Here is a 19,645-nt window from a genome sequence, read left to right as displayed (position 1 = left end):
AGCGATGTGATGAGCTTGAATTACTGCGAGTCGAGCCGAGGCAATCGGGCCGTGAGGGCGCCTGAAAGCCGAGTGGAGCGGATACCGTAGGTAGGCCCGAACGGGCCGGACGAGGTGAGCGAACACGATGTCCGGCGCCCGCGCGCCGGACCGGCTTTGTGAAGCCCTCACGGCCCGATTGCCTCGGCTCGACGTCCAATAAATACACCGGCCCCACACCTACCGGCAACTGCAAATTAACAGCACGATCAAGCCGCCGTCATCACCACCATGATCTCCGCATCGCGCGCGCTCAATGACAGGTATATGTGTCCTTGACCGCTATCGAAATAAGCCGACTCATGCTTATTGAGCGTCAGGCTTTCACCCGACTCGAAACAGATACGGACTTTGCCAGACAAGACCACGATGAATTCCTGGCCAGCATGTCGGATGAAGCCGTCAAAATCGTCGATGCTGCGAGCCATGATGCGCCCGTACATGGGCGTCATGGTGCGCTGCGGATAGTCGCCGGCGAGCAAGCGATAGCTATAGTTGCCCGTATCGTAGTCGGGAGACTGGGTGGTCGAGGCTCGCGTTGGAACGGTGCCATGGTGCGCGTCCGGGTCGGACAATAGCTGAGAGATGTCAATGTTCAGCGCACGCGCGACGGCAGTGAATTTCTCGTAGCTGACAGAAACCTGGCCCAATTCCATCTTGGACAAGGTGGACAGGGCCACGCTGGAGACGGCGGACAATTGCTTCAGTGTCAGTGCACAGGCTTTGCGGGCGGCACGCAGCTGTTGACCCATGCGCACGCGCGCCGTATCTGGCGAAGAAGGGGCAGAGGGCTGAGTCAAGCGTGATACCTCGAAAATGTGCATCGCCCGTGGGGCGAGGCTATTTAGGAACGCCGGCGGGATGGTGGGCGGCGCTACATGCTACGCAAACCCCTTCGGCACCGTATAAGGTAACTACTGATTGACTGTAATTTTGTCACATAAGAGAATTCTCTTAAATGAGAATTTTGGAAGCGCTGCACCGCTATGAACGAATCTGATGTGTTTGACTTTGCCGTGATCGGTGGCGGAATCGCCGGGGCCTCGGTGGCTTACCGGCTATCCCGCCACGCCCGGGTGGTGGTGCTGGAGCGTGAGGAACAGCCCGGCTACCATTCCACCGGCCGTTCGGCTGCCATGTTCATGGAGGCCTACGGGACGCCGCAGATTCAGGCGCTGACGCGTGCCAGCCGGGCGTTTTACGAACGGCCGCCCGAGGGGTTTGCCGAACATCCGATTCTGTCGCCTCGCGGGTGTCTGTACCTGGGCAAGACTGGCCAGGAAGCGTTGCTGCAACAGGTCTACGAGGAAACCGTCAAGGCCGCACCTAACGTCGGTCTCATCAGTGTCGACGACGCGATGTCGCGAGTGCCGTGTTTACGCGCGGATCGCTTGATCGGTGCCATGTTCGAGCCCGAAGCGCAGGATCTGGACGTGCACGGATTGCATCAAGGATTCCTGAAGGCCATGCGCCAGCAGGGCGGAGTGCTGCGCTGCAGGGCGGAGGTGGCCTCTGCAGTGCGGGATGCGGGACATTGGACCTTGACGCTGGCCGATGGGCAGACGGTACGTGCGGCGCACGTGGTCAATGCCGCGGGTGCATGGGCCGATCACGTGGCAGCTCATTTCGGTGCGCAGCCTATCGGGTTGGAGCCACGCCGACGCACGGCATTTACCTTTGCGGGTCCAGAGGGCGTCGATTGTTCACAGTGGCCCACCGTGTCCGATCTGGACGAGCAGTTTTATTTCAAGCCGGATGCCGGGCAACTGCTGGGTTCGCCAGCGAATGCCGATCCGGTGGCGGCCCACGATGTCATGCCTGAGGAACTGGATGTGGCGACAGGCATCTATCACATCGAAGAGGCCACCACACTCACGATTCGACGCCCGCGTCATACCTGGGCCGGACTGCGTTCGTTCGTCCGTGATGGCGATCTGGTCGTCGGGTGGGACGACGCAGTGCCCGGATTTTTCTGGTTGGCCGCGCAAGGCGGCTACGGCATTCAATCGGCTGCCGGGGTATCCGAGCTGGCGGCGGCGTTGCTGTTGAACCAGCCGGTGCCTGATACTTTATTGGCGCACGGCGTACAGGCCGAGGTCATTGCACCTACGCGTCTGCGTTGATTCTTAAATAAGCCCGCCGACACGCGGCTGATCAAGCACAAGGGGAAACCATGAAGACCTTATCAACGATGTGTGGCGCAGTGGCCATCGGCGTGGCGTCGATGGCCGTCACCTCCGTCAGCGTGGCAGCATATCCCGAGCGGCCCATTCAGTTGATCATTCCCTATTCGCCAGGTGGTGCTGGCGATGTGGCCGGCCGTATTCTGGCCAAGGCGATGACCGACGCATTGAAGCAGACGGTCGTCGTGGAAAACAAGGCGGGCGCAGGCACGATTCTCGGTGCGCAGTATGTCGCCAAAGCGAGCCCGGATGGCTATACGCTGCTGCTGAGTTCCGGGACGACGTTCACTATCAATCCCGCGATTTATCCTTCGTTGCCTTATTCCCCCAAAGAGGATTTTGTGCCTTTGGGTGTTCTCGGGCGAACGGCCATGGCGATCGTCGCGAACCCGAAAACACCGTACTCCAATCTGGCTGATCTGGTGGGCGCCGCAAAGGCCAAGCCGGACAGTATCGCCTATGCATCTTTCGGTATCGGGACGGTATCGCATTTTGTGGCCGAGCAGTTTCAAGAGGCTGCGGGCATCAAGATGATGCATATCCCCTACAAAGGCAGCGCGCCCGGGATGACGGATTTGATCGGCGGTCAGGTGCCGGTGATGTTTGACACGGTGGTGGCCGCTATGCCGCAGGTGAAGGCAGGAAAAATTAAGGCACTGGCCGTGACAACGGCAAAGCGTTCGAGCTTCTTGCCCGATGTGCCCACATTGGCGGAAAGCGGATATCCTGGTTTTAATGTGGATACGTGGATCGCTTTGTTCGGCCCGAAAGGCCTGCCTGAAGACGTGCAGCATACTTTGAGTCAGGCAATGGAAGCCGCGCTGAAAGATCCCGCCACGCTGGATCAGTTGCGCGCGGCCGGCGTGGAGGCCTCATTCGAATCTGCCGACTCGTTGCGCAAGACGATCGCAGAAGAGACTCCGCGTTTTGCGGAGATCGCCAAGCGCGCCAATATTCAGGCGCAGTGAGTACCGGTTATGCCATCGAATGTTGTGACGCCTGAGTTTTTACAAGCATTGCGCAATGCCGAGCCTGTTCTGTGGTTACGTCCCGGGCCCGAGGATTGCCGTGTGGATGCGCCCGCTGAGACAGGATTGACGACGGATCAGATCGCGGCTGCGCAGGCACGGTTTGATCGATTTGCGCCATTGCTGGCGGAGCTCTTTCCCGAGTTGCAGGACAGCGGCGGAGTGATCGAGTCGCCGTTGTCGCGTACGCCGAAAATGCAGGCGGCTTTGGGTTTGCCCGAGGCGCAGGGAACATTGTGGATCAAGTCTGATCATGCGTTGCCGGTGGCCGGGTCGATCAAGGCGCGCGGCGGCATTCACGAAGTGCTGGAATTTGCCGAGTCCGTCGCGTTGCGCGAGGGGCTGATTCAATCCGGCGATGATTACCGGAAATTGGCCACGCCCACCGCGCGGGCATGCTTCGCCCGTTATCAAGTTGCGGTGGGGTCCACTGGCAATCTGGGGTTGTCTATCGGTGTGATGGCGTCTGCGTTGGGCTTCCGTGCTGCCGTGCATATGTCTGCGGATGCTAAAGCCTGGAAAAAAGCGCGCCTGCGGGCGCGCGGCGTCGAGGTCGTCGAGCATAGCGGCGATTACGAGCGCGCTGTTGCCGCGGGCCGGGCGCAGGTACAGGCCGATCCTCATGGCTATTTTGTCGATGACGAACGTTCGGTCTCGCTTTTTATGGGGTATGCCGCTGCGGCGTTGCGTTTGCGTGCGCAGCTCGATGCCGCACGGATTCGCGTGGATGCGCAGCATCCCTTATTCGTTTATCTGCCCTGCGGCGTAGGCGGTGCACCTGGCGGGATTGCTTATGGTCTGCGGCAGGTGTTGGGTGAGCATGTGCATTGTTTCTTTGCCGAGCCCGTGCAATCGCCGTGTTTTCTGGTGCGCATGATGGCAGGCCATGGGCAATTGCCTGGTCTGCCGGCAGCGCCTTCGGTGTATGACGTGGGCCTGCATAATCGCACCGAGGCCGATGGACTGGCCGTGCCCCGTGCGTCTGAACTGGCGTACAGCGCGGTAGGAGGCATGCTGTCCGGAGTCTATACGGTGGCGGATCAGACCTTGTTTGACGACTTGATTCGGCTGCACGATACCGAAGGCATACGGATTGAACCGTCCGCGGCGGCAGGCTTCAGCGGCCCCCGGCATATCTGCCTGAGCACAGCGGGTCAGGCCTACCTGGCCGAGCACGGTTTGTTGGCGCAGATGCCGCAATCAACACATCTGGTATGGACCACCGGCGGGCTGTTTGTGCCCGACGAAGAGTATGCGCATTTCCTGAATCGCCGTTGATTCACCATCGGAGCAATGCATGAAAAAAGCTTTACTGGCGATGAGTCTCGCCATGTCTTGCATGGCAGTAGGCATGACAGCTGCCGTGGCACAAGAGCCTTATCCCTCTCGTCCCATTACGCTGGTCGTGCCATTCCCGCCGGGCGGCTCTACCGATACGATGGGCCGGGTCATGGCCAAGGCCCTGGGCGATGTGCTGGAGCAGAGCGTCGTGGTAGAAAACAAGGGCGGTGCGGGAACGGTGATTGGCGCCAGCTATGTGGCCAAGGCCGCCCCGGATGGGTACACCTTGTTGGTCAGCTCTGGCACGACGTTCACGGTCAATCCCGCGATTCGTGCCAATATGCCCTACGATCCGGTCAAGAGTTTCGAGCCGTTGGGCATCGTGGGGCGAACGGGCCTGGTGTTGTTGGCGAATCCCAAGGTGCCCGTGCATAACCTGAAAGAGTTCGTGGCGTATGTGAAAGACCCCGCGAACAAGCAGCCGCCTTATGGTTCGTACGGAACGGGGACCACTTCGCAGTTTGTCGGCGAGGCGTTCTTGGCCGAGGCCGGATTGCAGATGGCGCATATTCCCTATAAAGGCAGTGCGCCGGCGATGACGGATTTGATCGGCGGACAGATCCCGTTTACGTTCGATACGGTGTCGGCTGCGATTCCTCAGGTCAAGCAAGGCACGGTGCGGGCGATTGCCTTGTCCAGCCCGAAACGTTCCAAGTTTTTTCCAGACCTTCCTACGTTTGTAGAACAGGGGTATGCTGGGCCCGAGATGGATACGTGGTTCATGGTGGTTGCGCCGCGTGGCTTGCCGGCAGCGGTCAAGACCAAGCTGGAATCTGCGCTGCGGACCGCGGTGGCGAACCCCGAGGTTCAGAAGAGTCTGGAGGCCCAAGGGTTCGAGCCGGATTACGGCAGTGCCGCGGACGGCGAGGCACTGATTCAAAAAGAATTGCCGATCATGCGCGGCATTGCAGAGCGCGCTCACATCAAGCTTGATTAAGGTTTTCTCATGGCACTGGATGATTCCCTGGTTTCTCTTTCGGCCGTTACGCTGCGGCAAATGATCGGCGCGCGACAGTTGTCGCCGGTCGAGTTGCTGGAGGCCTGCATCGCCCGTATCGAAGCGGTGAACCCGTACGTCAATGCGGTGACGGCCAAAGCCTATGCGCGTGCGCGCGAAGAAGCCCGCGCCGCCGAACGCGCGGTAATGGCGGGGGACATGCTGGGCTTGCTGCACGGTCTGCCGATGGGTGTGAAAGACCTGGAGCCCACGGCGGGATTGCTGACGACGTTTGGTTCGCCGATTTATCGGGACCATGTGCCAGACCAGGATGTCGAGCTGGTTGCGCGTCTGCGCCGTGCAGGCGCCATCGTGACGGCCAAGACCAACGTGCCCGAGATGGGTGCGGGCGCGAACTCGCGCAACGTGGTATGGGGTGCGACGGGGAACCCATTCAACCCGAATCTCAATGCGGGTGGGTCCTCGGGCGGATCCGCCGCGGCGTTGGCATGCGACATGTTGCCGGTCTGCACGGGCTCGGATACGGGCGGATCATTGCGTATTCCCGCTGCCAAGTGCGGTGTGGTGGGATTCCGTCCCTCGCCGGGCGTGGTGCCTAGCGTGCGCAAGCTGCTGGGCTGGACGCCGATTTCAGTCGTGGGCCCGATGGGGCGCACCGTGGAAGAGGCTTGCCTGCAAATGGCGGCCTCGGCGGGGATGGATGCGGGGGATCCGTTGAGCTATCCGCTGGATCCGTTGTCGTTCCTGCGTCCGGAATCAGTCGACTTGGGCTCGTTGCGCGTGGCGTATACCGAGGATTTCGGCGTATGTGCGGTGGATGATGGCATTCGCGCCACGTTCCGTACCAAGATCGCAGCGATGAAGCATTTGTTCGCGGCCTGCGATCCGATCGAATTGGACCTGGGCGATGCCCATCGTTGTTTTGATGTGTTGCGCGCGGAAGCATTCGTAGCTGGGATGCGCGAGGCATACGAACGGGACCCCGCCAGTTTGGGTCCCAATCCTCGTGCGAACTATGAGATGGGCGCAGCGATGAGCCTGAAGGACAGCGCGTGGGCACAAGCCGAGCAGACGCGTATCCTGAAGCGTTTCCAAGAGGTTTACGCCGACTATGATCTGATCTTGTCGCCGACCACGCCGGTTTCACCGTTCCCGTGGACCAGCCTGTATGCGGATACGATCAACGGTGAAAAGCAGGAAAACTATTACCGTTGGCTGGCGCTGACGTATGTGGTGACCCTGACCACGCATCCTGCCTTGTCCTTGCCTTGCGGCCTGGACGGACATGGAATGCCGTTTGGTTTGCAGATCGTGGGTCCGTTCCGTGGCGATCGCGAGGTGCTGGGGGCGTCGTACGCGATGGAGCAGGCGTTCTCGCGCATCGAGGCGTTGCGCCGCCCGCGTCCGAATCTGGCGGCATTGCAGGTTGCCGAGCCGGCCTTGACGTCGATTGTGACGGCGCCGCCGGTGTTGGATGGACAGGGGCAGGGCGGGGCTGTATCGGCGGTGTGATGGTTTTTTTGGAAGGTGTCGAAGGTGTGGCTTGGTGAAGGTGGGACGGGTTCTTGAGACGTTTGCCCCGGAGGACTCGGATCACGATGCTGAGTTTGAGCGGCTGACGTCGACTTTAGGTTGTACCGACATGCCTACGCGCAGCAGGCTGGTGTTTTCTTGGTCAGGATCCAGCGCAATGCGCACGGGCAGGCGCTGCACGATTTTGGTGAAGTTGCCTGTGGCGTTGTGGGGCGCGATGGCGGAATAGCTGACGCCGCTGGCGGGACCTACGCTTTGCACTTTGCCGGAGAACGTTTGTCCGGGCAGCGCGTCGACAGTCAGGGTGACAGGTTGGCCTGCGCGCATCTTTGCCAGCTGGGTTTCGCGGAAGTTGGCCTCCACATAGATGTCCGCCAACGGAACCACGGTGACGAGGGCCTCTCCGATTTTGGCGAAATTGCCGACTCGGATGTTTTTGTGGCCGATCACGCCCGAGATCGGGGCCACGATATGGGTATAGGACAGGTTGAGTTCGGCTTGCGCGACAGCCGCTTTGGCTTGTTCGACGGCAGCGGCCGCGCGTTGCAGATCGGCTTGCAAAATGGTGAGGCGTTCGGTTTCCGCTTGATGAATGGCGCGGTTCTTCTCGTGCTGGGCTTCTTGTACGCGCAGACGTGCCTGGGCCTGCTGGCGCGCTTGAATGGTGCCTGAGCCATCTGCGGCCAGGCTGCTATACCGATTGAAATCGGCGCGAGCCAGTTTGAGATTGGCTTGGTCGGCGTTTAATGTGGCGCTGGCTTGGTGGATGACCGATTGTTGTACGGTGGCTTGTGCTTTTAATGCGTCGGCACTGGCTTGTGCGCTGGCGAGTGTGGCCTTGGCACTGCGCACCGCCAGTTCGTAATCGCGATCGTCAATGCGTGCGAGTAATTGGCCGGCTTTGACGGTCTCGTTTTCTTCGACCAGGACGTGGGTGACCAGACCTGCAACCTGAGGGGCGACTGAAGTGATATCGGCTCGGATATAGGCATCGTCCGTTGATTGAGACGAGGCGGAGGCCTCGGGACGATTGATCACGATGGCCGCGATGGCGGCAGCGGCAATCAATATGCCGCCCGATACGAATTTGGTTTTTTTGCTCAATGCCATGATGGTTCTCAGTGCTTTGAATCAGTGTTTCGGGTGCATCGCCGCGGTCGGCGAGGGGATGTATTGGAGGGCGAAGACCAACGGGATCAGGATGGCTGCGAAGGCAGCCAACGCCCAATAAGCGTCGGCGATGGACAGCACGGCCGCTTGGCCTGCGATAGTGGATGCCAAGTCAGCCGGTGCTGGAGCCTGCGCCCGAGCGGCATGATCCAGCAGCATTTCGCTATGAAAGCGCGTGCGTAGTTCGATCAACCGACTGATTGCCGCGGAACCCGCCAATGTTCCCAAGGCACGCAACAGATTGACCATGCCCGAGACATAGGGGCCTTCCATCGGTTGAACTACGCTGGTCGATAGGAACAGCAACGCCACGACCGCCAAGGGTTGGCCGATGGCTTGCAGGCTCTGCGCCCACATGAATTCCGTCCACATCCATTCGGAGGTCAGGTGTGCGCCTATCACGCAGGACAAGGACAGACATGCCAGCCCCAGGGCCATGACGGCTCGGGCGTCTACCCATCTGCGATACAGCAGCAACGACACGGCAGGAGCAACGATGAGCTGGGGCAGCCCGATCATCAAGCCGATGGGGGCGCTTTGCTGTGCGCGATAGTCCCATGTATGGCCCAGGTGCAGGGACGGCAGCAATGAGCCGGACAGGAAAATGACCAACAGGGAAAAGAAAATCGTGAAGCCCAATCCCAGGTTGCGCCGGCTCAGCAACTGCAGTTTGATGAACGGTGCGGGATGGTGCCATTCCGTGAACAAGTAGTATGCGACTAGCAGCAGGCCTACGACGAGGCAGGTGCTGATCAGCGGGGAAGCAAACCATTCGAGCCGGTTGCCCTGATCCAGGCCGACTGCCACGAGCGCCAAGCCGAGGGCGCCGAAAATCAATCCGAACCAGTTCGCCTGGCCGAAGCGCTCGGGCTTGGGCATGTCTTGCGGTACGCCCCAGGCGACTAATAGGCCGGCGATCAGGCCTGCGGGAATGACTTGCCAATACACCATCCGCAAATCGAGCAATTGATCAGTCCATAGTCCGGCCAACCACGTAGACACATTGGGCGCGAAGGTCGCTGTCATCGAGTACAGCGCCAGCGCATATAACCGGATCGATGGCGGCAGGAATCGCAGCGCTGCCATCATCAACAAGGGGATCAAGGCACCGGCGGTCAAGCCCTGCAGAGCACGCAGGATCAGCAGCAAGCTCATGTCTTGCACGAACGGCAGCACGCAGGCAATCGCGCTGCAGGTGCCCAGCATCATCAGATGAAAACGGCGCAGACTTAGCGTGATCGCAAACCAGCCGGCGATCGGCATGGCGAGCAGCTCGCCCGCGCTATAGACGGTGGTGATCCAGGAGCCGTCGTCCAGGCCAAAGCCGCTGGCACCGCGCAGATCGGCCAGGGTCAGTGATCCTACTCGATTGTTGATGCCCGCGATCATGGCGGCCAGGAATATGCCGGTCAATCCGGCCGCCAGGCGTGGAGTGAGCGCGTTTGCGTTGCGGCTAGCCGTGGCTGGGGTGTTGTTGGAGGGGGACGAGTTGGCGGTCGCTGATGGGGCTGCACCGGCCGCGGCCTCGGTAATTGTCGGCGTGCTGGTCGAGGTTGCAGTGTTAGCCGTCGATGGGCGGGTCGCGGCCGGAACGCTGGCCGTTGCCGCAGTATTGAGGGTGACCGTTGCCGAGGTCATGACTGCGCCTCTGCTTGCGGCGCCCAGCCGCCTCCCAGGGCCTTGTAGAGATAGACAATCGCCACGGCACTGCCTGTGGTGGCATTGCTGAGTTCCAATTCGCTGGCCAGGAGATTGCGCTGAGCCGTCAGTACTGTGACGTAATCTGTCGCCCCGGCACGGTAAGCGCTTTCTGCTGCGTCCAGCGCCTCCCGGCTCTCGGTCATGGCACGCTGCAACGCGGTCTGACGCTGTTGCTGCGCGACCAGGGCGTTGAAGGCATTGTCGACTTCGTGCCAGGCTTGCAGTACGGTCTGGCGATAGGCAACGGCGGCCTCTTTCTGTTTCAGCTCGGTTAATTCCAGTGTGCGCGTCAGGCGGCCACCCTCGAAGATCGGCAAATGAATGGTCGGGCCGATAGCGAAATTGGTAGAGCTCCACAAACCCAGGTCATCACGTTCGAACGCCTGTGTGCCAAAGCTGCCGATGAGAGAAATACGGGGATAGAAATCGGCCTTGGCCACGCCGATTGCGGCAGTGGCCGCGTGCAGATTGGCCTGGGCGCGCTGGATGTCGGGACGGCGCAGGGCCAGTTCCGAGGGCAGCCCGACAGGCAACTGCACGGCTGCATCGGGCAGGACGTGGGTCTTTTCCAACTGCGTATCCAGGCTGCGGGGCGGCTCGCCCACCAGCAGCGCCAGCGCATTGAGCAAGACATTCTGCTCATCGCGCAATTGAGGAATCAACGCGTCAACGGACGCTTGTTGCGATAAGGACGAGGCAACGTCGAAACGCGTCGCGACACCGTTTTTCTGACGGCTCTGCGTCAGCTTCACGAGATGGGTCGCGATATCCTGGTTTTGCAGCGCAATGGCCAGGCGCGTCTGTACGCCGCGCAGCGCGAGATACTGCCGGGCGATTTCCGCAGACAGGGACACCTGGACGCCGCGTTCTTCGTAGATAGAGGCCTCGAGCGAGGCGAGGGACTGTTCGCGTTGCCGGCGCAGCCGGCCCCAGATATCGATTTCCCAACTGGCATCAAAACCTGCCTGCCATAGGTCGGTGGCAGCGGTGGGAGACCCCAGCGCGACCATCGGCCCGTTTTCGCTCAACGCCTGGCGGGTCACGCTGGCGTCCAGCCCGATGCGCGGAAACAGGCTGGACATGACGATGCCGGATCGCGCGCGGCTTTGCTGTACACGCAGCGCGGCCGCCTGGACGTCGAGATTGCCTTCCCAGGCGCGAGCGATCAGGCCGTCCAGCACGGGATCATTCAGCAAGCGCCACCAATCCCGGGGCACGGGATCCGCCGATAGTGCCTGGTGGGCTTGCCCCTCCTTGGGCTGGAGTTGCATGCCGTCAAGCGCCGCCTGAGGGGCCTGGAAGTCCGGGCCAACGGCGCAGCCAGCAAGCAGCGCCAAGGCCAGGATGGGCGCTGCGCGGCTGCTGAAATAGGTGACGATAGACATGGGATGAGCCGTACGAAAACTTTTGCGGATTGAACTAAACCTCTCGGTACAGTATGGTATTCTCTGCTCAGAGACAGGTCAACCATTTTTGAACCGAACGGTACACACGCCCAATGAAAAAGACCGATCACCCATCTGAATCCACATCGGGTCAGTACAGGAGCGCTGGGGTTGCACGCGTGACAAGCGGTGCACAGTCCGGTTCCGGTAGTGATCCCAAGCTCTCGGAGTCGTCACCTTGTCCGACGGGTAAGGCATTGGCGGTACTTGATGCGGCGCGCGATGTTTTCCTGACGCACGGTTTTTCCGCGGCGACGACGGACATGATTCAACAGGCCGCGGGTGTGTCCAAGGCCACGGTTTATGCCCACTACCCGACAAAAGAGGCCCTGTTTGCGGCCGTGATCGAAAGGCAATGCGCCATGCACATGGATGCGCTCCGAGCCGGGCGGTCGGTGTCAGGAGGCATCCAGGCGGTTTTGGCCGAAATGGCAAATGCGTACCTGGATTTTGGATTGGCGCCGTCTGGCTTGGCTTTGTTTCGCGTGGCGGCGGCGGAAGCGATCCGTTTTCCCGAGCTGGCACGCACGTTTTACGAGAAAGGCCCCAAGGTCTATTGCACAATCGTGGCCGAACACCTGGAACGGGCCGTGCAGGCCAAAGAATTGGATCTGGGAACAATGACTACCCAAGAGGCCGCTGCGGTGTTTTTCAGCCTGGTCCGTGGCCATATCCAGCTGCAAAGCCTGCTGTTGTCCGATCGCCCCGCGACAGCGGCCCAGCGCAAGCGCTGGGCCAATCTGGCGTTGGAGACGTTTTTCAAGGCGTTTGGGACGCGCTAGCCACAGTCGAAGTCGCATCGGCGCCGCCGCCCAGCACCTTGTAGAGCGTGACGCGATTGATGGCCTCGCTCAGCTGCAACGTGATCAATGTTTGCTGCGCGCTGTATAGCGTGCGCTGAGAGACCAAAGTTTCTAAATAACTGTCTACGCCATTGCGGTACAGGGCATCGGCGAGCGTGTAGCTGCGTTGGTTTGCTGCGACCTGAGCGCGTTGTGCATCGAGTTGCTCATCGATGTTGTTGCGCGCGACTAGGGCATCGGCGACTTCGCTGAACGCAGTCTGGATGGCTTTTTCATATTCGGCCACGGTGACTTCTTTTTGAATCTTGGCGGAATCGAGCGAGGCTCGCAGCGATCCGGCATTAAAGATCGGGATGGAAATGCTGGGCGCGAACGACCAGGTGCGGGTGCCGGCGTCAAACAGGCTGGACAGCGCGTCGCTGCTGCGTCCTGTTGCGGCGGTCAATGAGATCGTAGGAAAAAATGCCGCCCGTGCTGCGCCGATATCGGCGTTTGCCGCTTTCAATGAGTGCTCTGCGTACAGCACGTCGGGGCGTTGCAAGAGCACCTCTGACGACAGGTTGGCCGGCAGGGGAGCGAGCGCGACGGCTTCGCGGTCGGTGGGGACTGGAAGCAGATCATCGCCGACGGGGGAGCCTACGACCAGATCCAAAGCGTTGCGCGCCTGTTCCAATGACGTGGTGTAGCTGGCGACATCGGCGCGGGCGCTTTCTACACTGCCTTGTACTTCGGATAAGTCTACGCCGGACGCGATGCCCAGCGCGTGTTTGCTCTCTGTGAGCTTCAAGGTGGCGCGTTGGCTTTCCAAGGTCTCCCTGGCCAACGCCAGTTGTTCTTGGTACGCGGCTATCGTGAGCCAATCGCCTGCGACCTCGGCGACCAGGCTCATGCGCGTGCTGCGTTGCGTTTGCTCGGTTGCGAGATAGGTTTCGAGCGCCTCGTCGGTCAGGCTGCGAATGCGTCCAAAGAGGTCCAGTTCCCAACTGCTGAATCCGACTTCGGCGCTGACACTGCGGCCGACTTGCGAACTGCCTGTGCCTGTGCTGGCGGCGCTGGTGCGTGCTGCGTTATAGCTGCCGGAGGCCTGCACCGAGGGAAACAGATCGGATCGTTGGATGCGGTAGGTGGCGCGTGCTTTCTCGATGTTTAGCACCGCGACGCGCAGGTCGCGGTTGTTCTCCAATGCGGTGGCGATGACCTTTTGCAGGCGTGCATCGAGAAAGATTTTGCGCCAATCCAGATCCGCGACGGGTGTGGCATCAGCGACGCCAGCCGTGGCGCCGCGAAACTGCGTGGGCACCGGCGATGCCGGACGTTCATAATCGGGAGCCATGCTGACGCAGCCGCTCAAGGCGAGCGCGCACACGAGGGGGATCAGTTTCAGGGTCAAGGACTTCATGGGTTGACCTCGTTATGGTTGGCGGTGTCGCCGTGCTGGGTCGGTGCCGAGGCGTCAGCCGATTTGGGTTTGCCTGGGAACACGGTACGTACCACTACGTAAAAGAGAGGAACAAAGAAAATACCCAACACAGTGGATGCCAGTGTGCCGCCCAGTACGCCGGTACCCAGCGAGTGGCGGCCGCCCGAGCCAGCGCCTGTGCTGATGACCAGAGGCAGCACGCCGAGCATGAACGCCAGAGACGTCATGAGGATAGGACGCAAACGTTGCCGGGCAGCTTCCAGAGTTGCTGCAATCAAGGATTTGCCTTGTTCTTCGAGTTCCTTTGCGAACTCGACGATCAAGATGCCGTTCTTGGCGGCCAGGCCCACGGTGGCCAGTAAACCCACCTGGAAATACACGTCATTGCTCAGGCCGCGCAGGCTGGTCAGCAATAGCGCGCCTACGACACCGATGGGAACCGCCAGCATCACGGAGAAGGGGATGGACCAGCTTTCGTACAGGGCGGCCAGGCACAGGAATACGAACAACAGCGACACGGCATACAGCAGTGGGGCTTGTGATCCCGATTGTTGTTCCTGATACGACAGGCCTGACCACGAGTAACCGAAACCTGCGGGCAGCTGTTTGACGAGTTTGGTCATTTCCGTCATAGCGGTACCCGAACTGACGCCAGATGCTGCCTGTCCGGTAATCTCCATGGAGGCTGAACCATTGAATCGCGATAGCGAGGCGGGCGCGTATCCCCAGCTGCTGCTGGCGAACGCCGAGAATGGCACCATATCGTCGGCGCTATTGCGTACAGACCACCGGCCGATGTCATCTGGCAGCATGCGGGCCTCGGCTTCGCCCTGAACGTAGACCTTCTTGATGCGTCCGCGATTGACGAAGTCGTTGACATAGGTGCTACCTACGGCGGTAGCGAGCGTACTGTTGATGTCGCTTTGCAACAGGCCGAGTGCGCCCGCTTTGGCGTCGTCGATCTTGACGTCAAAGGTGGGAGCGTCCTCTAGCGCCTGATAACGTACGGAGTCGAGTTTGTCGTTCTTGGCGGCCAGCGCGAGGAGTTGTTCGCGCGCCTGGACCAGGGCCTCGTGGCCAGCGCCACCGAGGTCTTGCAGTTCCATCGTGAAGCCCGCGCTCTGGCCCAAACCGGGTATGCCTGAGGGCGCCATAGCAAAGATCTGCGCGTCGCGGAAACGCTTTGCCATTTCCATGCTGATGCGCATGCCCACCGTATTGGCGTCTGCCTCGCGTTCGTCCCAGTCTTTCAGGCGTACGAAACCCATCCCAGAGTTTTGCCCGCTGCCGCCGGTGCTGAAGCCCGCCACAGACATGATAGAGTCGGTTTCGGGCTGTTCCTTGATGTAGTCGGCAACCTGGTCCATGACTTTCAGCGTCTGTTGTTGCGTGGCCCCCGACGGCAGTTTCACCATGACCATCAGCATGCCCTGGTCTTCTTCGGGCAGGAACGACGTGGGCAAATGCCAGAACAAGCCGCCTGCGACGATCAGGATCGCCAGATAAATGATGCCGCCTGATTTGCGATGGCGGGTCATGAGACCGACACCCTTGTGATAGCGCTTGCCAGTGCGATCGAAGAGCGTGTTGAACCATTGGAAAAAGCGCCCCAACAGGCCTCTGCGGCTGACATGGCCGCCTTTTTCGATCGGCGTGAGCATCGTGGCGCAGAGCGCCGGGGTGAGGGTCATCGCAACCAGCACCGACAGGATCATGGCGGAGGCAATGGTCACCGAAAACTGGCGATAAATGGCGCCGGTGGAGCCGCCAAAGAACGCCATAGGCAAGAAGACGGCCGTGAGCACCAACGCGATGCCGATCAACGCGCCCGTGATCTGCCCCATGGATTTGCGCGTGGCCTCGCGTGGGCTGAGGCCTTCTTCGCTCATGATGCGTTCGACGTTCTCGACGACCACGATGGCATCATCCACCAACAACCCGATAGCCAGCACCATGGCGAACATGGACAGGGTATTGATGGAGTATCCGAGCAGGGCCAGAATCCCGAAAGTACCCATCAACACGACAGGCACCGCGATAGCGGGGATCAAGGTCACCCGCCAGTTCTGCAGGAACAGGTACATGATGGCCACCACCAGCACGATGGCTTCGAACAGGGTGGTCACGACTTCTTGAATCGAGATTTTGACGAAAGGCGTCGTGCTATAGGCGACGTGGTACTGCAAGCCGCTAGGGAAGAAAGGCTGCAGCTCTTGCAGCTTGGCATCGACGGCCTCGGAAACATCGAGTGCGTTGGCGCCTGAGGCGAGTTCGATCCCGATACCGGCGGCAGGCTTGCCATTGAATTTACTGATGATGGAGTAGTCTTCGGTGCCCAGTTCTACGCGCGCAACATCCGAGAGATGGACGACTGCGCCACTGGTTTCGGATTTGATGACGATGTCTTTGAACTGATCGGCCGTTTTCAGGCGGCTGCGGGAATTGACGGTCGCAGTGAGTGCCTGGCCTTCGACGGCGGGCACCGCGCCCAGCGAGCCCGAGGATACGTCAGCGTTCTGATTCTCGATGGCGCTCGTGACGTCCGAAGGCATCAGAGAATAAGTGCGTAGTTTTTCAGGGTCCAGCCAGATGCGCATGGAGTATTCCGATCCCATGACACGCACGTTGCCTACCCCAGAGACGCGGCTGACCGGGTCCTGGATGGTAGAAACCATGTAGTCGGCCAGGTCCGTACCATCCATGCTGCCGTTTTCAGAGGTGAACGCCAACACCAGGAACATATTGCCCGATGATTTGGTGACGGTGACGCCGGTGCTTTGCACGCTGTCGGGCAGCATGGATTGCGCCTGCTGCAGCTTGTTTTGTACCTGGACTTGAGCCGTGTCGGGGTTGGTGCCGGAAGCAAAGGTCAGGGTGATTTCCGAGCTGCCCGATGAGGTGCTGCTAGAGGACATGTACAGCAGATTGTCCAGGCCCGTCATGTTTTGTTCGATCACCTGTGTGACCGAATTTTCGGTCGTCTCCGCCGACGCGCCGGTGTAGGTCGCGCGTATCGAGATGGAAGGCGGGGCGATATCGGGGTACTGCTCGATGGGCAGGGTAAAGATCGACAATGCGCCAGCCAGCGTGATGACGATGGCAATTACCCAGGCGAAGATCGGTCGGTCAATGAAGAAGCGAGCCATGGCGGTTCCTTACTCAGCCTTTGCAGTCGATGGCGGAGTCGGGGCACTAGCCGCGTTCGGTTGCTCGGTATTGCTGGCCGTCTTGAGTTCCTCGACGGCGACCTCCTGGCCCGCCATGACTTTGCTGCCGCCATCGACCACCAGGCGTTCGCCGGCCTGCAGGCCGCTGGCAACCACCCACTGGTCTTTGATCGCGTTGCCGGTTTGCACAACGCGTTCGATGATCTTGTTGTCGTCTCCGACCAGTTTCACCACGGCTTCGCCCTTGGTGTTGCGCGTGACGGCGCTTTGCGGCACCAGGATCGCAGTGTCATTGATGGCCATGGGCAACACCGCGCGCACGTACGTGCCGGGCAGCAGCAGGAAATCCGGATTGGGCACCACGGCGCGCAGTGTCACGCTGCCGGTGCTGGTATTCACCGAGGTGCCGACGAATTCCAGTGTGCCGGTACGATCGTAGAGGCTGCCGTCTTCCAATTGGATTTTGACTTCGGCCTTGCCGTTGACCGCCTTCAGCGCGCCGCTATCGATTTGTTTGCGCAGGGCCAGCATCTGCGCGCTGGTCTGCGTGACGTCGACGTAGATGGGGTCCAGTTGCTGAATCGTTGTCAGGGCTGTTTCCTGACTGGCCGTGACCAATGCGCCAGGCGTGTAGGTCGAGGTGCCGATGCGGCCGCTGATGGGCGCTGTCACCTGGGTGTAGTCCAGATTGATTTTCGCGGTTTGCAATGCTGCCTTGGCGGAGACGACGGCGGCTTCGTTCTGGCGCAGCGTCGCCAGTGCATCGTCGCTGTCTTGTTTGCTCACGGCGTCGATGGCGACCAGCTTGCGATAGCGCTCCGCCTTGGGCTTGGCTGCCATGACAACGGCCTCGGCCTGGACGAGATCCGCCTTGGCGCTGTCGTAGCTGGCCTGGTAGGTTTTGGGATCGATCTGGTAGAGCACCTGGCCCTCTTTGACTTCCTGGCCTTCGGTGAACAGGCGCTTTTGAATGATGCCGCCGACTTGCGGGCGTACGTCCGACTCCATATAGGCGACGGTACGGCCCGGCAGGTATTGTTCCATCGCGAGCCGTTGTGTGGTGACGCGCTGCACGCCGACTTCCGACACGGGCAGTGGCGCTGGTGTTTCGTCCTGGCAGGCACTCAATACGAGAGCCAGGACGCAGGCCAGCAGGCTGTAGCGTGCGGTTCGGGGAACGGCTGAGAGGAAACGATGGGACATGCGACACCCGCAATGAGTCAAATGATGAGCCATGCTAGCTAACGAATGTGCAGGAAATAGGGAGGCTGCAGTGCGGTCGAACTGGAGGCTGGCGCGGGTATGATGATGTGTCGACTGTCGCAATATGTGGCAGACTACATGCAAAGAATTGCCCATTTTGAACTGGGGGCGCATTGTGCAAGAGCAATCTGAATCTATCGAAGATCCTGCGTGGGATGGACTCGTGTTTCGAGCGCTGAGGCCGGAGGATCTGCCGCAGGCGTGGGGTTTGTCCCAAGCTGCCCGGTGGCCGCACCGCCTGGAGGATTGGCAATTCATCTATCCGCTAGGCAGCGGCGTAGCGGTACTAGACGGCAATCAACTGATTGGGGTGGCCATGTCTTGGGATTTTGGATCGTGCGCCACGTTGGGGATGATCATCGTTTCCGAGACCTATCGGGGACGAGGCATTGCGAGCCGTTTGGTGGCGGGCCTATTGGATGCTTTGTCGGCACCTGCCGCGCTATTGCATGCGACGCCGCACGGTGCGGGTGTGTACGCCCGGCATGGGTTTCAGCCGGTGGGGCAGATCAGCCAGCATCAGGGCGTGGCGATAGATAAGCAGCAAGAGACGTTACCGGCAGGCTGGTCGTTGCGGCCGGCTGCACATGATGACCTGGATGTCCTGGCCGAGCTGGATCGGTGCGCGTCAGGCATGTCGCGCCGTTCCCTGGTGCAAGCATTGCTCGATAAAGGGCAAGGCGTGGTGTTGCAGGATCATGGCGAGGTCATCGGGTTTTCGATGCTGCGCCCGTTTGGGCGTGGGGAGTTGATCGGGCCCGTTGTTGCCGTTGATGAAAAGGCGGCGCGTGTGTTGATTGCGCATTGGCTGGCTGTTTGCGCGGGCCGATTTGTACGTATCGATATTCCGCCTGAGATCGGTATTGCCAACTGGCTGGCTACGGCAGGGCTCGTGCGGGTCGATACGGGGACGCGGATGGCCTACGGCGCGTCTGTCGCGGGCGATGGGGAGTTTCATACTTATGCTCTGGCGGCTCAGGCATTGGGCTAGGTAAGCGTTTAAGGCTTGTGGTGGAACGGTCGTGGGTGGAGGTGTCGGTGTGGATGTGGGCTGTGTGCTTATGGACGTCGAGCCGAGGCAATCGGGCCGTGCGGGCTTCACAAAGCCGGTCCGGCGCGCGGGCGCCGGACACCGTGTTCGCTCGCTTCGTCCGGCCCCTACGGGCCTCCCTTCAGCCTCCGCTCCACTCGGCTTTGAGGCGCCCGCACGGCCCGATTGCCTCGGCTCGACTCGCAGTAACTCAAGCTCATCACATCGCTGGCACGAGTCTCTTGCTTGGCATTTTTCTGTGACCGTGTTGGCAAAGAGAAAGATCTTGCGGTGCTGCTATTCGCGCGTGCCCTGCACACGCGCGAATAGCGATCGGTCCGGGCATGCGGCGGGGTGGCGTGTTGCCAGTTTGGAAGATCTGCTTGGCTAGATCTGATGCATGCGGCGATGATGCGTAGCTCATCTCTACGTATAACGAAATCGTAGCTCGAGAGATCTTCTGTTCGTCTCCGATGCCAAACCCTTCGCATGCAGATCCCGAACGCTATTCATGGCCGCGCCCGTAGGCGGCCATGAATAGCAGCCCTGCAAGATCTTCATCCT

The 19,645-nt window shown here is 60.5% G+C and carries 14 protein-coding genes; 7 read left to right on the top strand and 7 right to left on the bottom strand.

The features are described from left to right. Nucleotides 1-248 precede the first annotated feature (248 nt). On the bottom strand, nucleotides 249-839 hold the full coding sequence (locus CAL20_RS18630; RefSeq protein WP_256981622.1) for a helix-turn-helix domain-containing protein: 591 nt from the start codon (nucleotides 837-839) through the stop codon (nucleotides 249-251). Between the two features lie 186 nt (nucleotides 840-1,025). Here CAL20_RS18630 and CAL20_RS18625 point away from each other — a divergent pair, with 186 nt between their 5' ends. The 5 genes from CAL20_RS18625 to CAL20_RS18605 are packed head-to-tail and all read left to right on the top strand — an operon-like array spanning nucleotide 1,026 to nucleotide 7,061. Continuing rightward, entirely contained in the window at nucleotides 1,026-2,162 is a 1,137-nt protein-coding gene (locus CAL20_RS18625; protein ID WP_094822680.1) for an NAD(P)/FAD-dependent oxidoreductase, read from the top strand. Nucleotides 2,163-2,212: 50 nt separating this feature from the next. Then, a complete protein-coding gene (locus CAL20_RS18620; RefSeq protein WP_176456564.1) occupies nucleotides 2,213-3,190 on the top strand; it encodes a Bug family tripartite tricarboxylate transporter substrate binding protein in 978 nt (325 codons plus the stop codon). A 9-nt stretch (nucleotides 3,191-3,199) separates the two neighbouring features. Continuing rightward, nucleotides 3,200-4,528 (top strand): D-serine ammonia-lyase, encoded by a 1,329-nt coding sequence (locus CAL20_RS18615; RefSeq protein WP_094822679.1) that lies wholly within the window; start codon nucleotides 3,200-3,202, stop codon nucleotides 4,526-4,528. Between the two features lie 19 nt (nucleotides 4,529-4,547). Then, nucleotides 4,548-5,528 (top strand): Bug family tripartite tricarboxylate transporter substrate binding protein, encoded by a 981-nt coding sequence (locus tag CAL20_RS18610; RefSeq protein ID WP_094838625.1) that lies wholly within the window; start codon nucleotides 4,548-4,550, stop codon nucleotides 5,526-5,528. Between the two features lie 9 nt (nucleotides 5,529-5,537). Further along, entirely contained in the window at nucleotides 5,538-7,061 is a 1,524-nt protein-coding gene (locus CAL20_RS18605) for an amidase (protein ID WP_094838624.1), read from the top strand. An 81-nt stretch (nucleotides 7,062-7,142) separates the two neighbouring features. Here the strand turns inward: CAL20_RS18605 and CAL20_RS18600 are convergent, their stop codons facing one another. The 3 genes from CAL20_RS18600 to CAL20_RS18590 are packed head-to-tail and all read right to left on the bottom strand — an operon-like array spanning nucleotide 7,143 to nucleotide 11,338. Continuing rightward, nucleotides 7,143-8,192 carry an HlyD family secretion protein gene (locus CAL20_RS18600; protein ID WP_094838623.1) on the bottom strand — a complete coding sequence of 350 codons (1,050 nt, stop codon included), beginning with the start codon at nucleotides 8,190-8,192 and terminating at the stop codon, nucleotides 7,143-7,145. A 21-nt stretch (nucleotides 8,193-8,213) separates the two neighbouring features. Beyond that, complete coding sequence (locus CAL20_RS18595) at nucleotides 8,214-9,890, bottom strand: MFS transporter (RefSeq protein WP_094838622.1); 1,677 nt, start codon at nucleotides 9,888-9,890, stop codon at nucleotides 8,214-8,216. Further along, nucleotides 9,887-11,338 (bottom strand): efflux transporter outer membrane subunit, encoded by a 1,452-nt coding sequence (locus CAL20_RS18590; RefSeq protein WP_094838621.1) that lies wholly within the window; start codon nucleotides 11,336-11,338, stop codon nucleotides 9,887-9,889. The genes CAL20_RS18595 and CAL20_RS18590 overlap by 4 nt, the downstream gene beginning before the upstream one ends. Before the next feature lie 179 nt (nucleotides 11,339-11,517). Between CAL20_RS18590 and CAL20_RS18585 the strand changes: the two genes are divergently transcribed. After that, entirely contained in the window at nucleotides 11,518-12,180 is a 663-nt protein-coding gene (locus CAL20_RS18585; protein ID WP_254924254.1) for a TetR/AcrR family transcriptional regulator, read from the top strand. On the opposite strand, the gene CAL20_RS18580 is transcribed toward CAL20_RS18585, so the two are convergent. The 3 genes from CAL20_RS18580 to CAL20_RS18570 are packed head-to-tail and all read right to left on the bottom strand — an operon-like array spanning nucleotide 12,158 to nucleotide 17,991. Then, nucleotides 12,158-13,600, bottom strand: coding sequence for an efflux transporter outer membrane subunit (locus CAL20_RS18580; protein WP_094838619.1), 1,443 nt, complete (start codon nucleotides 13,598-13,600; stop codon nucleotides 12,158-12,160). The genes CAL20_RS18585 and CAL20_RS18580 overlap by 23 nt on opposite strands. After that, complete coding sequence (locus CAL20_RS18575) at nucleotides 13,597-16,767, bottom strand: efflux RND transporter permease subunit (RefSeq protein ID WP_094838618.1); 3,171 nt, start codon at nucleotides 16,765-16,767, stop codon at nucleotides 13,597-13,599. The genes CAL20_RS18580 and CAL20_RS18575 overlap by 4 nt, the downstream gene beginning before the upstream one ends. A 9-nt stretch (nucleotides 16,768-16,776) precedes the next feature. Then, nucleotides 16,777-17,991, bottom strand: a complete 1,215-nt coding sequence (locus CAL20_RS18570; RefSeq protein ID WP_094838617.1) for an efflux RND transporter periplasmic adaptor subunit — start codon at nucleotides 17,989-17,991, stop codon at nucleotides 16,777-16,779. Nucleotides 17,992-18,259: 268 nt separating this feature from the next. Between CAL20_RS18570 and CAL20_RS18565 the strand changes: the two genes are divergently transcribed. Next, on the top strand, nucleotides 18,260-19,042 hold the full coding sequence (locus CAL20_RS18565) for a GNAT family N-acetyltransferase (protein ID WP_179266700.1): 783 nt from the start codon (nucleotides 18,260-18,262) through the stop codon (nucleotides 19,040-19,042). The last annotated feature ends 603 nt before the right edge of the window (nucleotides 19,043-19,645 follow it).

Origin of the sequence: Bordetella genomosp. 4 (assembly GCF_002261185.1) — a bacterium.
Lineage (GTDB): Bacteria > Pseudomonadota > Gammaproteobacteria > Burkholderiales > Burkholderiaceae_B > Bordetella_A.
Note: the sequence above shows the minus strand (reverse complement) of the source record. Positions and strands in the feature narration are given on the sequence as shown.

Excerpts from the sequence above, each read along its gene's own strand:
- CAL20_RS18600 (WP_094838623.1), bottom strand. The coding sequence starts at position 8,192 with ATGGCATTGAGCAAAAAAACCAAATTCGTATCGGGCGGCATATTGATT.
- CAL20_RS18590 (WP_094838621.1), bottom strand. The coding sequence starts at position 11,338 with ATGTCTATCGTCACCTATTTCAGCAGCCGCGCAGCGCCCATCCTGGCC.
- CAL20_RS18595 (WP_094838622.1), bottom strand. The coding sequence starts at position 9,890 with ATGACCTCGGCAACGGTCACCCTCAATACTGCGGCAACGGCCAGCGTT.
- CAL20_RS18610 (WP_094838625.1), top strand. The coding sequence starts at position 4,548 with ATGAAAAAAGCTTTACTGGCGATGAGTCTCGCCATGTCTTGCATGGCA.
- CAL20_RS18575 (WP_094838618.1), bottom strand. The coding sequence starts at position 16,767 with ATGGCTCGCTTCTTCATTGACCGACCGATCTTCGCCTGGGTAATTGCC.
- CAL20_RS18605 (WP_094838624.1), top strand. The coding sequence starts at position 5,538 with ATGGCACTGGATGATTCCCTGGTTTCTCTTTCGGCCGTTACGCTGCGG.
- CAL20_RS18615 (WP_094822679.1), top strand. The coding sequence starts at position 3,200 with ATGCCATCGAATGTTGTGACGCCTGAGTTTTTACAAGCATTGCGCAAT.
- CAL20_RS18570 (WP_094838617.1), bottom strand. The coding sequence starts at position 17,991 with ATGTCCCATCGTTTCCTCTCAGCCGTTCCCCGAACCGCACGCTACAGC.
- CAL20_RS18580 (WP_094838619.1), bottom strand. The coding sequence starts at position 13,600 with ATGAAGTCCTTGACCCTGAAACTGATCCCCCTCGTGTGCGCGCTCGCC.
- CAL20_RS18625 (WP_094822680.1), top strand. The coding sequence starts at position 1,026 with ATGAACGAATCTGATGTGTTTGACTTTGCCGTGATCGGTGGCGGAATC.
- CAL20_RS18620 (WP_176456564.1), top strand. The coding sequence starts at position 2,213 with ATGAAGACCTTATCAACGATGTGTGGCGCAGTGGCCATCGGCGTGGCG.